Here is a 14083-nt window from a genome sequence, read left to right as displayed (position 1 = left end):
TTGTCCCCGATACCGTGTTCGTCGTGACCGACGCCTCCGGATTGGACCCTGCCGACGCGGAGGCCCACGAGGGGGTCCGACTCGGGACCGCGACCGGGCGCGCGGTGGTCGCCGCCGCCGTCCTCGGCTCCGGCATGACGATGCTCGACGGCACCGTCGTCAACGTCGCCCTCGCCACCATCGGCAAGGACCTGGACGCCTCGCTCGCCCAGCTCCAGTGGATCACCAACGGCTACCTGCTCTCGCTGGCCAGCCTGATCCTTCTGGGCGGCTCGCTCGGTGACCGCTACGGCCGCCGCAAGGTCTTCGTGATCGGCACCGTGTGGTTCGCGATCGCGTCGCTGCTGTGCGGGCTGGCGCCCAACCCGACCGTCCTGATCGCGGCCCGGGTCCTCCAGGGCGCGGGTGCCGCCCTCCTGACGCCGGGCAGCCTGGCGATGATCCAGGGGGCGTTCGTCCGCGGCGACCGGGCGAAGGCGATCGGCTCGTGGGTCGGCCTCGGCGGCATCGCGTCTGCGATCGGTCCGTTCCTGGGCGGGTTCCTGGTGGAGTACGCCAACTGGCGCTGGATCTTCCTGATCAACCTGCCGATCGCGGTGCTGACCGTGGTGATCGCGCTGAAGGCGGTCCCCGAGACGCTCGACCCCCACGCGCCCCGCCGACTCGACTTCACCGGCGCGGTGCTCGCGACGGTGTTCCTCGGCGGGCTCACCTTCGCGCTGATCGAGTGGGGGAGCGCGGCCGCGCCGTGGGCCATCGGGATCGCGATCCTCGCGGCCGTCGGGTACGTCGTCGACGAGCGCCGCAGCGAGCACCCGATGCTGCCGCTCGGGATCTTCGCCGACCGGACCTTCAGCGCGGCCAACGCGATGACCCTCGTCGTGTACGCCGCCCTGGGCGCGGTGCTGTTCTTCCTCGTGCTGCAGCTGCAGACCGTCGGCGGGTACGGCGCGCTGCAGGCGGGCATGGCCACCCTCCCGATCACCCTCTGCATGCTGCTGCTCGCGTCGAAGGGCGGCGCGCTCGGCACCCGGATCGGGCCGCGGATCCCGCTGACGGTCGGCCCGCTCGTGATGGCCGGCGGCGCGCTGCTGCTCCTCGGCGTCGGCGAGGACGTCCGCTACTGGACCGACGTGCTGCCCGGGATGACGGTCTTCGGCCTGGGCCTCGCGCTGATGGTCGCGCCGCTGACCGCCACCGTGCTCGCCGCGGTCGCCGACGAGCACGCCGGCATCGCCAGCGGCGTCAACAACGCCGTCGCCCGGGCCGGGTCGCTGCTCGCGGTCGCGGCCCTGCCGGTCGTGGTCGGCCTCGGCGGCGAGGAGTACGCCGACCCGGTGGCGTTCGACTCGGCCTACGACTCGGCCGTGATGATCTGCGCCGTCCTGCTCGCGCTGGGCGGGGTCGTCTCGTGGGTGACGATCCGCGACCCGGGGGTCTAGACTCGGCATACTCGATGCGCATCACGAAACGAGTTGCACTATGCGCAACAAGGCCTCGACCGCCCCGACGCTCCAGCGGTTGCTGGAGAACGCGCGCTACGAGGTGCTGCCGACGGCCTCGACCGAGGACAAGGTGCTCGAGCACGTGCCGCGCGACGTCGCGGTCACGGTCACGGCGTCGCCGGGCAAGGGGCTGGAGGCGACCTTCGACCTGGCCGAGCGCCTGGCCGGCCACGGGTACGTCGTCGTACCCCACGTCGCGGCCCGGATGGTGTCGGGCCGTACGGAGCTGGAGGAGATCTGCGCGCGCCTGACCGGGAAGGGCATCTCGCGCGTCTTCGTGCCCGGCGGCGACGCCGAGCCGGCCGGCGACTACCTGGACGCGCTGTCGCTGCTGGAGGACCTCGCTGCGCTCGGCCGCCCGTTCAGCCAGGTCGGGATCACCGGCTACCCGGAGTCGCACCCGACCATCCACGACGACCTGACCGTGCAGTCGATGTGGGACAAGCGCCGCTACGCGACCCACATCGTCAGCAACCTGACCTTCGACCCGGCGGTCATCCGTGACTGGGTGCACCGGATGCGCCGGCGCGGGATCACCACGCCGCTGCTGCTCGGCATCCCCGGTCCGGTCGACCGGACCAAGCTGCTGACGATGGCGACCAAGATCGGCGTGGGTGAGTCCACCCGCTTCCTCGCCAAGAACAAGGGCACCTTCGCGCGCCTGGCGGCACCGGGCGGCTTCACCGGCGAGTCCTTCCTGGAGAAGTGCGCGCCGACGCTGGCCGAGCCGACCGCGCTCGTCGAGGGGCTGCACGTCTTCACGTTCAACCAGGTCGCCGAGACGGAGGCCTGGCGGCGGGGCCTCCTGGACCGGCTCCGGGACTGACGGCGGTCCCGCCCGGCTACGCCCGTCGGGGTGGGGTTCCACGCCCGGGGCGGGGGTACCTCCAGCACCTACCCAGGAGGCTCCATGGATCCGAGCACGCCCGCCAAGGTCGTCAAGAAGGCCGTCAAGTCCACCGTCGAAGGTGCGGCCGCGCGCGTCGCCGAGAAGCTGGCCGATCTGGAGCGACCGGAGGTCCCAGGGACGCCGGGGTCCGGTACGCCGAAGGTGGCCGAGCCGACCAAGCCGGTCGAGCCGCTGCCGCCCAAGCCGGACCAGGCCGGCCCGGAGCGTCGTACGGCGACCGGCGCGCCGACCGACGCGCCCGCCGAGGCCGTCTCGGGGCAGGGCCGGTTCCTCACCACCTCGCAGGGTGCGCGGCTGCGCGACAGCGACCACTCGCTCAAGGCCGGCCGGCGAGGCCCGACCCTCCTGCAGGACCACCACCTGCGCGAGAAGATCACTCACTTCGACCACGAGCGGATCCCGGAGCGGGTCGTCCACGCGCGGGGCGCCGGCGCCCACGGCACGTTCATCGGCTACGGCAACGCCCGGTCGGTGACCAAGGCCGGCTTCCTCGCGAAGAACGCCGAGACCCCTGTGTTCGTGCGGTTCTCGACCGTCCTGGGCTCGCGCGGATCCGCTGACACGGTGCGCGACACCCGCGGCTTCGCGACGAAGTTCTACACCGACGAGGGCACCTTCGACCTGGTCGGCAACAACATCCCCGTCTTCTTCATCCAGGACGGCATCAAGTTCCCCGACGTGATCCACGCCGGCAAGCCGCACCCGGACCGCGAGATCCCCCAGGCGCAGAGCGCCCACGACACGTTCTGGGACTTCGTCTCGCTCCACACCGAGGCGCAGCACCACACCATCTGGAACATGTCCGACCGCGGCATCCCTCGCTCCTACCGGACCATGGAGGGATTCGGCGTCCACACCTTCCGGTGCGTCAACGCCGCCGGCGAGACCTCGCTGGTGAAGTTCCACTGGAAGCCGGTCCTGGGCGTGCACTCGCTCACCTGGGAGGAGGCGCAGCTGCTGGCGGGGACCGACCCCGACTTCCACCGGCGCGACCTCGCGGACGCCCTCGAGGCGGGCGCCTTCCCGCAGTGGGAGCTCGGCGTCCAGGTCTTCCCCGACACGCTCGAGGAGACCTTCGACGACATCGACCTGCTCGACCCGACCAAGCTGGTCCCGGAGGAGCTCGCGCCGGTCCAGCCCATCGGGCTGCTCACCCTGACCCACAACCCGACGAACTACTTCGCCGAGACGGAGCAGGTCGCCTTCCACGTCGGCAACCTGGTGCCGGGCATCGACGTCACCAACGACCCGCTCCTGCAGGCCAGGCTCTTCTCGTACGTCGACACGCAGCTGACCCGGCTGGGCGGACCGAACTTCAGCCAGATCCCGATCAACCGGCCGCACGCGCCGGTAAACGACATGCTGCGCGACGGCTTCCACCAGAGCGCCGTGCACGGCGGCATCGCGCCGTACCAGCCGAACTCCCTCGACGGCGGCTGCCCGTTCTTCGCCGGCGGCGCCAAGGACGGCGCGTTCGTCGACGTCCCGGCCCACGTCGCGGAGTCGGTGAAGACCCGGGAGGCGCCCGCGTCGTACGACGACCACTACAGCCAGGTCCGGCAGTTCTGGCTGAGCATGACGCCGCCGGAGAAGGAGCACATCGTCGCGGCGTACACGTTCGAGCTCGCGAAGTGCTTCGAGCAGGCGATCAAGGAGCGTCAGCTGCTGGCGCTGGCCAACATCGACCCGGACCTCTGCGCCCAGGTCGCGGCCGGGCTGGGGCTTCCAGCTCCGGAGCCGACCGTGCCGCTGATCGACCTGGCTCCGAGCCCCGCGCTGTCGCAGATCGGCGGCACCTGGCCGACGGACGGCCGGATCGTCGGGATCCTGGTGGACCCCGACGGCGACCTCAGCGGTCTCGACGCCGTGCGGACTGCGGTCTCGGCGGCCGGCATGGTGCCGCTCGTCGTCGCGCCGTACGGCGGGAAGCTCGCGGACGGGACGACGGTCCAGCGGACCTTCGCCGCCACTCGGTCCGTCGAGTTCGACGCCGTGCTCGTCGCGGGCAGTCCGGCCCCGGGTGCCGACGCGCTCGTGGTCCGCGACAGCAAGGTCGGCGACGACGAGAACGCCGTGCTCGACCCGCGCGTCGTGCTGCTGCTGCAGGAGTGCTTCCGGCACGCCAAGGCGATCGGGGCCTGGGGTGCCGGTGTCGACGCGCTCGAGCTGGCCGGGGTCGCGGACGCACCCGGCGTGCTCATCGGTGACGACCCGGCGACGGTCTTCACGGAGCTCCACACGGCCCTGGGCGCGCACCGCGTCTGGGAGCGGTTCGGGACGGTGCTGGGGTGAGCCTGCAGCGGGCGGTGTCCCGGGTCGGTGGCGCCGTGCTGGCCACCGCGACCCAGGGCGTCGCCTCGCTGCGTCCCGCCCGCAAGCCGCTGCACCCCGACGGTGAGGTCGTGAACGGCCGGATCTTCCGCCGGGGCTCGGCCGAGCCGACCGGGGTGGCCTGGATCGACGAGGAGGGCGAGGACGACGTCGTCGTACGCCGTTCCCGCGCGATCGGCCTGCCGCACCGCCTGCCGGACATCCACGGCCTCGCGGTGCGGGTGCCGATCGGCGGTGGCCACGGGGACCTCCTCTTCGCCACCACCGGCTTCGGCCGGGTCACCCGCTTCGTCCTCACGGCCAGCCGGCACCCGCGGAGCCGGCCGTTGACGACGCTGCTGCCCTACGACACCGAAGCGGGTCCGCTGCTGCTCGCGGCGGAGGGCAGCGAGCCCGGCTCGTACGACCTGTCCTGGGCCCGTCCCTCCGGGGAGTGGCACGTCTTCGGCGTGCTGCTCCTGTCCACGACCCGCAGCGGCGACACCGAGATCTCGTTCGACCCCGTGCAGCACCAGATCCCGGGGCTTCGCCAGTACCCCGCCGTCCGGCGCCTCCGGGAGCCTGCCTACCTCCGCGCCCGGCGATCGCGCTCGGACACCCGACCCACCACCAAGGAGAACCCCCATGTCCACTGACGCCATCGTCATGCTCAAGGACGACCACAAGCTGATCCTGCGCACCTTCAAGGACTTCGAGGCCGCCGGCGACGACGCCTACGTGGCCAAGGGCAAGCTGGTCGACCGGATGGTCGAGCTGCTCACCGTCCACACCTACATCGAGAACGAGGTCATGTACCCGCGCGTCCGCGAGCTCGTCCCCGAGCTCGAGGACGACGTGCTCGAGTCCTACGAGGAGCACCACGTCGCCGACGTCCTGGTGATGGAGCTCGTGGCCATGAAGCCGACCGACGAGCGCTTCACGGCCAAGACCACGGTCCTGATCGAGAACGTGCGCCACCACATCGAGGAGGAGGAGGACGAGTGGTTCCCCCAGGTGCGGGAGGCGCTCGGCCGCAAGGTCCTCCAGGAGATCGGCGCCGAGATGGCGGCGGCCCGGACGAAGGCGCCGCGCAGCCCGGCCCGGCCCAGCGCCCTGAAGAAGACGATCGACGCCGTCATCCGCTGACGAGGTCGGCCAGCGCGCTCTCCAGCCGGCCGTCGCCGGTCTCGACGACGGTGAGCGGGAGCCCGATCCGGGCTGCTGCGTCCTGAGCCAGGGCGTGCAGCTCGGCATCGGGCTGCTGGGCGAGCCAGACCACACGCGTGTAGTGGCCGAAGTAGGTGTCGCGCAGGTCCGGGTAGCGGTCCAGGCCGAGCTCCTGGACCACGGTGCGCGCGAACGAGCGCACCAGGAAGTCGGTCAGCACGTAGGTGCCAGGCTGGTCGTCGAAGAGCTGCTCGACCCGGGACGGGCCGGCGAAGACGTCGTAGCAGTGCAGGCCGGGGAGCCGGGCCAGGCCGAGCTCGGCGCAGACGGAGTCGAGTGCGCCGTACGTGCCGCAGTCGGCGTACCCGATCGCGACGGAGTCGTACGACGCGGCCAGCTCGGCCGCCAGCCGGCGTACCTCTCCCGCGATCAGCTGGGGCTGGTTGTGCAGCAGCGGCGGCAGCGGGTGCACGTCGACCGGCCAGCCGTGCCGGTCGACGATCTCCTTGCAGGGCTGGGCGATCGCCCCGCAGGCGATGAGGGCTGTCCGCGGCTCAGAAGCCGAGCTGGTCGACGAAGCGGTCGTTGAACTCGGGGCGGTCGGAGAGCTCGACATACGTCACCTCCTCCAGCAGCGCCCGGGCGCCGGCGCGCTCGCGCACCGACAGCAAGGCCATCTTCGCGCCCTCGCCGGCGACGTTGCCGGCGGCGACGATGCGCAGCACGGGCAGCTGGGGCACCAGCCCGATCCGGACGGCCGACGCGGCCGAGAGGTAGCTGCCGAACGAGCCGGCGAGCAGCACCTGCTGGATGTCGCGGTGCTCCAGGCCGAGCTCCTCGAGCAGCAGCGTCCACCCGGTCGAGATCGCGGCCTTGGCGAACTGGAGCTCGCGGACGTCGCGCTGCGTCAGCACCACGCAGTCCTCCGGCTCGGCGTCCGGCGTGGGCCGGTGCAGCACGAAGATCCGCTCCTCCCCACGCTCGGTGCTGATCGTGGTGAGCCGGTCGGCGAGGGACGGGGCGACCTCCTTAGCGACCGCGTCGGTCACGTAGCGCCCCGATGCGTCGAGGAGCCCGACCTTGACGAGCTCGGCGACCGCGTCGACGAGTCCGGACCCGCACAGGCCGCGCGGCTCCACGTCGCCAATCACCCCGAGGTCAACGTCGTCTCCCAGCTTGACGACCTCGATGGCGCCGTCCGCCGCGCGCATCCCGCAGCGGATCGCGCCACCCTCGAACGCGGGGCCCGCCGGGGCCGCCGTCGACAGGATCCGGTCGCCGTCGCTGAGCACGATCTCGCAGTTGGTGCCGACGTCGATGAAGAGGCGGGTGCGCTTGTCGCGGTCCATGCCGGACGCCAGCATGCCGGCGACGATGTCGCCGCCGACGTACGCGCCCAGGGCCGGGAAGAGGGTGGCCCGGGCCCGCGGGTGCAGCGTCAGGCCGAGCTCGGAGGCGAGCATGTCGGGGGGCTGGGGCGAGGACATGATGAAGGGCGCGACGCCGAGCGGCTCGGGGTCGATGCCGAGCACCAGGGCGGTCATCGTGGCGTTGCCCGCGACGGCGACCTCGTAGACCTGCGCGGGTTCGACCCCGCCCTCGGTGCAGACCTGGGTCGCCAGCGTGGACAGGGTCTCCGCGGCCGCGCGCTGCAGCCGGCCGAGCGCCTCGGGGTCCATCATCGTGGCGCTGATCCGGGTGATCACGTCGCCGCCGAAGGGCTGCTGCCTGTTGAGCATCGACGCGACCGCGACCGGGGTGCCGGTCGCGACGTCGAGCAGGGTGGCGACGACCGTGGTCGTGCCGAGGTCGAAGGCGATGGCGTACTGCGTCTTCGTGGTGTCGCCGGGCTCGACGTCGATCAGGGCCTCGTCGACGATCACCGCGGTGACCTTGAAGTCGGCGGCGCGCAGCACCGTGGGCAGCCGGCGCAGCAGGTGCAGGTCGGCGACCGGCTCGAGGTCGTCGATTGCGTCGAGCAGGCGGTCGAGGTCGGTGCGCTGGTCGGCGAGGGTGGGCTCCTCGAGCTCGACGTACCTCTTCTGGATCGCCGGCCGCAGGATCACCTGGCGCCCGACGCCGACGGTGGCGGCCTTGGGGCGGGTGGTGAGCGGCGGTACGTCGACGACCAGGTCGCGGGTGGCGTTGACCAGGCAGGCGAGCCGCCAACCCTCGTCGAGCTGGTCGCGGCTGAAGGTCTTCTGGTCGTGCCGGGTGATGGGAGTCGGTCCCTCGACCTTCACCTTGCACTTGTGGCAGGTGCCGTGCCCGCCGCAGGTGGAGTCGATCGCGATGCCGTTCCACGACGCGGAGTCGAAGACGGTGACGCCCGGCGGCACCCGCACCTGGCGCTTCGCGGTGCGCTCCGGGTCGGCGTCGAGGACCGTGAACGACAGCTCGACGCGGCCGGTGCCGTCGTGGGGGACCTCGGCGTCGATCACGCGGTCGCTGCCGCCTTCGCCCGGTGGGCCGCGATCCAGGCCATGCCCCACTCGTCGTGGTCCATGAAGACGTCGGCGGCCTTGACCGCCTCGACGATCTGCGGCGTCCGGGTGTCCATGATCGCGCTCGTGAGGCCGGCGGTCATCGCCATCGGCAGCCACGCCGCGCCCAGGGTGTGCCGGCCGGGCATGCCGAACGACGTGTTGGACGCCCCGCAGGTCATGTTGACGCCGAACTCGTCGCGGATCCGCTGCATGGTCTCCCAGGTGACCCGCGACGTGGAGGTGTCGGCGCCGATCGGCATCGCCAGCGGGTCGATCACGATGTCGGCCTGCGCGATGCCGTACTCCTGCGTCGCGACCCGGACGATCTTGGCCGTCAGGTCGAGCCGCTTGTCGGCCTCCATCGGGATCTCGTCGTGGTCGTTGGGCAGCGCGATGATCGCGGCGTCGTACTTCTTGACCAGCGGGAGGATCGCGGCGAGGCGGTCGTCCTCGGCGGTGACCGAGTTGACCAGTGCGCGGCCCTGGTAGACGGACAGGCCCGCCTCGAGCGCCTCGATCACCGACGAGTCGATGCAGATGGGCTTGTCGGTGATGCCCTGCACGAGCTGGATCGCCTGGGCGAGCAGGTCGGCCTCGTCGGTCAGCGGGACGCCCATGTTGACGTCGAGCACGTCGGCGCCGCCCTCGACCTGGGCGATCACGTCACGCTCGATCGCGGAGAGGTCGCCCGCGCGCAGCTGCTCCTGGAAGATCCGGCGGCCGGTGGGGTTGATCCGCTCGCCGATCAGGCAGAACCGGCGACCGTGCCCGATGACGACGTCGCCACCGGTGCCGCGCAGGACGGTCTCGAGGGGCTCGGCGCTCATGCCGGGACCTTGGAGCGCTTCTCGTGGAGCAGCGCCTTGGCCTTCTTGACGGTGGCGGAGGCGTCGGCGGCGTACCCGTCGGCGCCGACCGCGTCGGCGTACTCCTGCGTGACGGGAGCACCGCCGACCATGACCACGACGGAGTCGCGGAGGCCGGCCTTCTCGAGCGCGTTCATGTTGGCCTTGAACATCGGCATGGTGGTGGTGAGGAAGGCGGAGAAGCCGACGATGTCGGGCTGGTGCTCCTGGATCGCGGAGACGAACTTCTCCGGCGCCACCTGGACACCGAGGTCGATGACCTCGAAGCCGGCGCCCTCCAGCATGATGTTGACGAGGTTCTTGCCGATGTCGTGGACGTCGCCCTTGACCGTGCCCATCAGGAACTTGCCGATGGTCTGCACGCCGGTCTCGGCGAGCAGCGGTCGGAGCCGCTCCATCGCGCCGGCCATCGCGCGGCCGGCGATCAGCATCTCGGGGACGAAGAAGTCGCCGCGCTCGAAGCGGGCGCCGACCTCCTCGAGCGAGGGGATGAGCGCGTCGAAGAGCAGCGTCTGCGGCTCCATGCCGGTGGCCAGCCCCTCCTCGGTCAGCTCGAGGACGCGGGGTGCGTTGCCGACCAGGGTCTCGTCGTACAGGCCCTGGAGGATCTCTTCAGGTGTCATGCCACGCCCGCCTTCTTCACGGTGGATGGGGTTCGGCCGCGCAGCAGGCCGGAGAGGTCGGCTGCGTGGGACGACAGGTTGTGACCGAGCTCGGCGAGCCGGTCCTCGAGCCGAGCGGTGGGTCCGGAGATGCCGAGCGCGGCGACGACGTCACCGCGCGGACCCTGGACGGGTACGGCGATGCCGGTGAGGCCGACCTCGAGCTCGTCGTGGGTGACCGCCCACCCGCGCTTGCGGGTCGTGATGCCCTCGCGGCGCAGGGCCGCGGGGTCGGCGATGGTCGCCTCGGTCAGCTGCTCCAGGGCGCCGTCGGGGACCGGCAGCGCACCCCAGGCGTAGAAGACCTTGCCGAGCGCCGAGGTGTGCGCCGGGACCTCGATCTCGGTCCAGTCGCGGGTGCCGAGCAGGTAGCGGGAGTCGACCTGCGCGACCTGGACGACCTTCTCGCCGCGGGTCACGCTCAGGTGCACGGTCTCGTGGGTGGCGTCGCCGATCCGCTCCATCGCGGGGCGGGCCAGCCGGACCAGCTCCTCCCACGGGTCGTGGCGCGCGGCGTACAGCCAGAAGAGCGAGCCGGCGACGTACGAGCCGGAGTCGTCGCGCTCCACCAGGCCGGTGCGCTCGAGGGCGGTCAGCATCCGCGAGGTCGTCGACTTCGCGAGCCCGCTGGACTCCTGGAGGTCGGCGAAGGAGAGCGGCGCGTCGGCGTGCACGACCGTCGACACCAGCTGGGCAGCGCGGTCCACCGCCTGGGTCCCGTTGGTGCTCGTCTCGGCCATGCTTCCACTCTGCGCTTCCGTGGGGTTCCATGATGTGGAACTGTGGTCCCACATCATGAGGTTAGGTTGGAGGACCGATGTTCCGCAACAAGATGCCGCGCTACGAGATCCTGTCCGAGGAGGCGATGGCCACCCTGGACCGTGGCTGGCGCAAGCTGATGACCGAGATCGGCGTCGAGTTCATGGACGACCGGGCCCTCGACCTGTTCCGCCGAGCCGGGCAGCGCGTGGAGGACAAGACGGCGTTCCTCGACCCCGACTGGGTGCTCGAGCAGGTCGCCAAGGCGCCGAGGGAGTTCGACCTCCAGGCCCGCAACCCGGCGAACTCGGTGCACGTCGGCGGCGACTCGATGGTGTTCAGCGGCGTCTACGGGCCGCCGTTCGTCCGCGACGGTGAGGTGCGCCGCGACGGCACGATGGACGACTTCGAGAACTTCACCCGTCTCGCCCAGAGCTTCTCGGTGCTCGACTCCGCCGGCGGTGTGATCACCGAGCCCAACGACACCCCGTTGGACAGCCGCCACCTCGACATGACCTACGCGCTCCAGACGCTGACCGACAAGATCTACATGGGCAACGTGGTCTCGGGGGTCAACGCCGCGGACACGATCGCGATGACCGAGATCCTGTTCGGGTCCCGGGAGTCGATCGAGGAGACGCCCGCGATCATCTCCCTGATCAACTGCAACTCGCCGATGCGGTGGGACGACCGGATGCTCGAGTCGCAGTTCGAGTACTCGGCGGCCAACCAGCCGGTCATCCTCACGCCGTTCATCCTGATGGGCGCGATGTCGCCGGTGACGATCCCGGCCGCCCTCGTCCAGCAGATCGTGGAGGCACTGTCGGGGATCGCGCTGTCCCAGCTGATCCGGCCCGGCGCGCCCGTCGTCTTCGGCTCGTTCCTGTCCAACATCGACATGCAGTCCGGCTCGCCGACGTTCGGGACGCCGGAGTCGGGCATCGGCCTGCTCTGCACCGGACAGATCGCGCGGCACTTCGGGCTGCCGTTCCGCACCGGAGGCGGGCTGACGTCGTCACAGGTGCCCGACGCCCAGGCCGGCTACGAGGCGCTGATGACGATGATGCCGACCTTCCTGGCCGGCGCGAACTTCGTCATGCACTCCGCCGGCTGGCTCGAGGGCGGGCTCGTCGCCGGCTTCGAGAAGTTCGTGATCGACGCCCAGCTGGTCGAGATGCTCCAGCACGAGTTCACCCCCCTGGAGATCGACGAGGAGTCGATGGCCTTCGGCGCGCACGAGGAGGTCGGCCACGGCGGCCACTTCCTCGGGGCGATGCACACGATGGAGCGCTTCCGGACCTGCTTCTACCGGCCCTTCCTCAACTCGTCCGACAACTACGAGCGCTGGATGCGCAACGGCGCGAAGGACACCGCCGCCCGGGCGACGGACATCTACAAGAAGCGGCTCGACGAGTACGAGCAGCCGCCGCTGGACGACGCGATCCGCGCCGAGCTCGAGGAGTACGTCGTACGCCGGCGGACGGAGCTCGGCGACTAGGCGCAGCCGATGGGCTCGGTGACGGCGGGCCAGAGCTGCACGTCGGTGGGGTCGTCGAGGCTGACGAGGTACGCCGCGGCCGGGTCCTCGCCGATCCAGAGCTCGCGGCCGTCGCGGCGCCAGCGGGTGTCGGCGGCGTCGTCCGGCAGTGTCGCGGAGTCGTCGGCTGCGGTGCTGAGGAAGTCGGCGAGCTGGCCGTCGTCGTCGCCGCTGAGGTACTGGTCGACGTCCCGGTCGACGTCGTTCGTCTGCCCGACGGAGAGCCAGGTCAGGTCCTGCCAGTCGCAGTGCGCGGCGCCGGTGGAGGACGTGACGTCCGTCGTCGGCACCGGGCGCCCGTCCCGGTCGGTCCAGATCTGGAAGCCCAGGTCCTCGGCGACGTCGACCCCGAGCTCGGCGGGGTCGCAGCTGGACCACGACTCGACCCCCCAGCCGGTGTCGTCGTTGAAGTCGGTGATGCCGTCGCGGACGATCACGGCCACCTTGGTCAGCCGGTCGACGTCGTACGACAGCAGCACCCGGTCGCCGTCGACCCGCTCGATGCGGTAGCCGTCGCGCGGCACGGGCGCCGACTCCTCGTCGATCCAGTTGTCGAGCGCCTTCTGGGGCGTCTCCTGCACCGACTCGAGCCCGCCGTCCGCGTAGTCACCGCCCCCGCCGCGACGCGGCTCGCCGGCGCACTCCGCCGCCAGGCCCGCCGAGCCCGACGCGGCGAGCGCCACGGCGAGGTCGCTGTGGTCGGGCAGCACGCCCATCGGCCCGGCGTACGGCGTGCCTGCCGGGTCGGCGGTCAGCTCGCTGGCGCTGACGGTGTCGTCGCCACAGCCGGCGAGCAGGACGAGCGGGAGGAGGGCAGCCACGACCAGACGCATGGGCATGGGACGAGGATGGCGTAGTCCGGGTTCCTTCCGCACTCAAGGTTGAGTCGGGAGTTCTGACGCTCGAGTCGGGAGTTCTGACGCTTCACTCCGTACAAAAGTCCGGATTCAACCGTCAGAAGTCCCGACTCGACGAGTTAGCGGAAGACGACCGTCCGGGAGCCGTTGAGCAGCACCCGCGACTGCGAGTGCCAGCGGACGGCGCGGGATAGCACCTGCGCCTCGACGTCGCGACCGGCCGAGACGAGCTGGTCCTGGTCGTAGCCGTGGTCGACGCGCATCACGTCCTGCTCGATGATCGGCCCCTCGTCGAGGTCGCCGGTCACGTAGTGCGCGGTCGCGCCGACCAGCTTCACGCCGCGGTCGAAGGCCTGGTGGTAGGGCTTGGCGCCCTTGAAGCTCGGCAGGAACGAGTGGTGGATGTTGATCGCCCGCCCCGACAGCGAGCGGCAGAGGTCGTCCGACAGCACCTGCATGTAGCGGGCGAGCACGACCAGGTGGACGCCGTACGCGTCGACCAGCCGCATCAGCTCCGCCTCGGCCTCGGGCTTGGTCTCGGCCGTCACGGGCACGTGGTGGAAGGGGACGCCGTACGACGCGGCCAGGGCGCCGGCGTCCGGGTGGTTGGACACGATCGCCGGGATCTCGATCTGCAGCGAGCCGGTGCTGGCCCGGAAGAGCAGGTCGTTGAGGCAGTGCAGGTGCTTGGAGACCATGACCAGCGTGCGGTACGGCGCGGTCGCGTCCCAGAGCTCGAAGCGCATCTCGAACTCCTCGGCCACCGGCGCGAACGCCTCCCGCATCGCCACCGCGTCGGTCGGCCCGGGGACCTCGAAGTCGATCCGCATGAAGAAGCGGTCGGTCAGCCGGTCGCCGAACTGCTGGCTCTCGATGATGTTGCCGCCGTGCGCGACCAGGAAGCCGGACACGGCGTGCACGATGCCGGGCCGGTCCGGGCAGGAGAGGATGAGCACGTAGTCGCCCGCGGCGATGGTCGGGGCGGCGAGGTTCGGCACGGGAGCTCCTGAGGATTCGTTGCGCT

At 71.1% G+C, this 14083-nt stretch carries 13 protein-coding genes; 6 read left to right on the top strand and 7 right to left on the bottom strand.

Annotated features, from left to right (window positions below):
* Positions 1 to 23 precede the first annotated feature (23 nt).
* The 5 genes from ABEA34_RS11460 to ABEA34_RS11440 all read left to right on the top strand — a co-directional run bounded on the left by ABEA34_RS11460 (position 24) and on the right by ABEA34_RS11440 (position 5871).
* On the top strand, positions 24 to 1442 hold the full coding sequence (locus ABEA34_RS11460; RefSeq protein ID WP_345521390.1) for an MFS transporter: 1419 nt from the start codon (positions 24 to 26) through the stop codon (positions 1440 to 1442).
* A 40-nt stretch (positions 1443 to 1482) separates the two neighbouring features.
* On the top strand, positions 1483 to 2331 hold the full coding sequence (locus ABEA34_RS11455; RefSeq protein ID WP_345521389.1) for a methylenetetrahydrofolate reductase: 849 nt from the start codon (positions 1483 to 1485) through the stop codon (positions 2329 to 2331).
* An 84-nt stretch (positions 2332 to 2415) separates the two neighbouring features.
* On the top strand, positions 2416 to 4707 hold the full coding sequence (locus ABEA34_RS11450) for a catalase (protein ID WP_345521388.1): 2292 nt from the start codon (positions 2416 to 2418) through the stop codon (positions 4705 to 4707).
* Positions 4704 to 5381, top strand: a complete 678-nt coding sequence (locus tag ABEA34_RS11445; protein WP_345521387.1) for a hypothetical protein — start codon at positions 4704 to 4706, stop codon at positions 5379 to 5381. Before ABEA34_RS11450 ends, ABEA34_RS11445 begins: the two co-directional genes overlap by 4 nt.
* On the top strand, positions 5371 to 5871 hold the full coding sequence (locus ABEA34_RS11440; protein WP_345521386.1) for a hemerythrin domain-containing protein: 501 nt from the start codon (positions 5371 to 5373) through the stop codon (positions 5869 to 5871). The genes ABEA34_RS11445 and ABEA34_RS11440 overlap by 11 nt, the downstream gene beginning before the upstream one ends.
* On the opposite strand, the gene ABEA34_RS11435 is transcribed toward ABEA34_RS11440, so the two are convergent.
* From ABEA34_RS11435 to ABEA34_RS11415, 5 genes are read right to left on the bottom strand one after another with little or no spacing between them, the layout of a single operon-like run.
* Complete coding sequence (locus ABEA34_RS11435) at positions 5861 to 6508, bottom strand: DUF1638 domain-containing protein (RefSeq protein WP_345521385.1); 648 nt, start codon at positions 6506 to 6508, stop codon at positions 5861 to 5863. The two genes, ABEA34_RS11440 and ABEA34_RS11435, sit on opposite strands and share 11 nt — an antisense overlap.
* Positions 6447 to 8333, bottom strand: a complete 1887-nt coding sequence (locus ABEA34_RS11430; RefSeq protein ID WP_345521384.1) for an ASKHA domain-containing protein — start codon at positions 8331 to 8333, stop codon at positions 6447 to 6449. Before ABEA34_RS11430 ends, ABEA34_RS11435 begins: the two co-directional genes overlap by 62 nt.
* Positions 8330 to 9205, bottom strand: a complete 876-nt coding sequence (locus ABEA34_RS11425) for a dihydropteroate synthase (protein ID WP_345521383.1) — start codon at positions 9203 to 9205, stop codon at positions 8330 to 8332. The genes ABEA34_RS11430 and ABEA34_RS11425 overlap by 4 nt, the downstream gene beginning before the upstream one ends.
* Positions 9202 to 9867, bottom strand: coding sequence for a corrinoid protein (locus ABEA34_RS11420; protein ID WP_345521382.1), 666 nt, complete (start codon positions 9865 to 9867; stop codon positions 9202 to 9204). Before ABEA34_RS11420 ends, ABEA34_RS11425 begins: the two co-directional genes overlap by 4 nt.
* Positions 9864 to 10646, bottom strand: a complete 783-nt coding sequence (locus tag ABEA34_RS11415; RefSeq protein ID WP_345521381.1) for an IclR family transcriptional regulator — start codon at positions 10644 to 10646, stop codon at positions 9864 to 9866. Before ABEA34_RS11415 ends, ABEA34_RS11420 begins: the two co-directional genes overlap by 4 nt.
* 77 nt (positions 10647 to 10723) lie before the next feature.
* On the opposite strand from ABEA34_RS11415, the gene ABEA34_RS11410 reads away from it, so the two are divergent.
* Positions 10724 to 12163 (top strand): trimethylamine methyltransferase family protein, encoded by a 1440-nt coding sequence (locus ABEA34_RS11410; RefSeq protein ID WP_345521380.1) that lies wholly within the window; start codon positions 10724 to 10726, stop codon positions 12161 to 12163.
* Here ABEA34_RS11410 and ABEA34_RS11405 read toward each other — a convergent pair.
* Together ABEA34_RS11405 and purU are read right to left on the bottom strand one after the other, a co-directional pair.
* Complete coding sequence (locus tag ABEA34_RS11405; RefSeq protein ID WP_345521379.1) at positions 12160 to 13041, bottom strand: hypothetical protein; 882 nt, start codon at positions 13039 to 13041, stop codon at positions 12160 to 12162. The two genes, ABEA34_RS11410 and ABEA34_RS11405, sit on opposite strands and share 4 nt — an antisense overlap.
* A gap of 137 nt (positions 13042 to 13178) precedes the next feature.
* Entirely contained in the window at positions 13179 to 14057 is an 879-nt protein-coding gene (purU, locus tag ABEA34_RS11400; protein WP_425576869.1) for a formyltetrahydrofolate deformylase, read from the bottom strand.
* Positions 14058 to 14083: the final 26 nt, after the last annotated feature.

The sequence above is a fragment of the Nocardioides conyzicola genome, from assembly GCF_039543825.1.
In the GTDB taxonomy this organism is placed as follows: domain Bacteria; phylum Actinomycetota; class Actinomycetes; order Propionibacteriales; family Nocardioidaceae; genus Nocardioides; species Nocardioides conyzicola.
Note: the sequence above shows the minus strand (reverse complement) of the source record. Positions and strands in the feature narration are given on the sequence as shown.

Coding starts and splice junctions, on each gene's coding strand:
- ABEA34_RS11455 (WP_345521389.1), top strand. CDS start 1,483: ATGCGCAACAAGGCCTCGACCGCCCCGACGCTCCAGCGGTTGCTGGAG.
- ABEA34_RS11450 (WP_345521388.1), top strand. CDS start 2,416: ATGGATCCGAGCACGCCCGCCAAGGTCGTCAAGAAGGCCGTCAAGTCC.
- ABEA34_RS11440 (WP_345521386.1), top strand. CDS start 5,371: ATGTCCACTGACGCCATCGTCATGCTCAAGGACGACCACAAGCTGATC.
- ABEA34_RS11435 (WP_345521385.1), bottom strand. CDS start 6,508: ATGTCGAGCTCTCCGACCGCCCCGAGTTCAACGACCGCTTCGTCGACC.
- ABEA34_RS11425 (WP_345521383.1), bottom strand. CDS start 9,205: ATGAGCGCCGAGCCCCTCGAGACCGTCCTGCGCGGCACCGGTGGCGAC.
- ABEA34_RS11420 (WP_345521382.1), bottom strand. CDS start 9,867: ATGACACCTGAAGAGATCCTCCAGGGCCTGTACGACGAGACCCTGGTC.
- ABEA34_RS11415 (WP_345521381.1), bottom strand. CDS start 10,646: ATGGCCGAGACGAGCACCAACGGGACCCAGGCGGTGGACCGCGCTGCC.
- ABEA34_RS11410 (WP_345521380.1), top strand. CDS start 10,724: ATGTTCCGCAACAAGATGCCGCGCTACGAGATCCTGTCCGAGGAGGCG.
- ABEA34_RS11405 (WP_345521379.1), bottom strand. CDS start 13,041: ATGCCCATGCGTCTGGTCGTGGCTGCCCTCCTCCCGCTCGTCCTGCTC.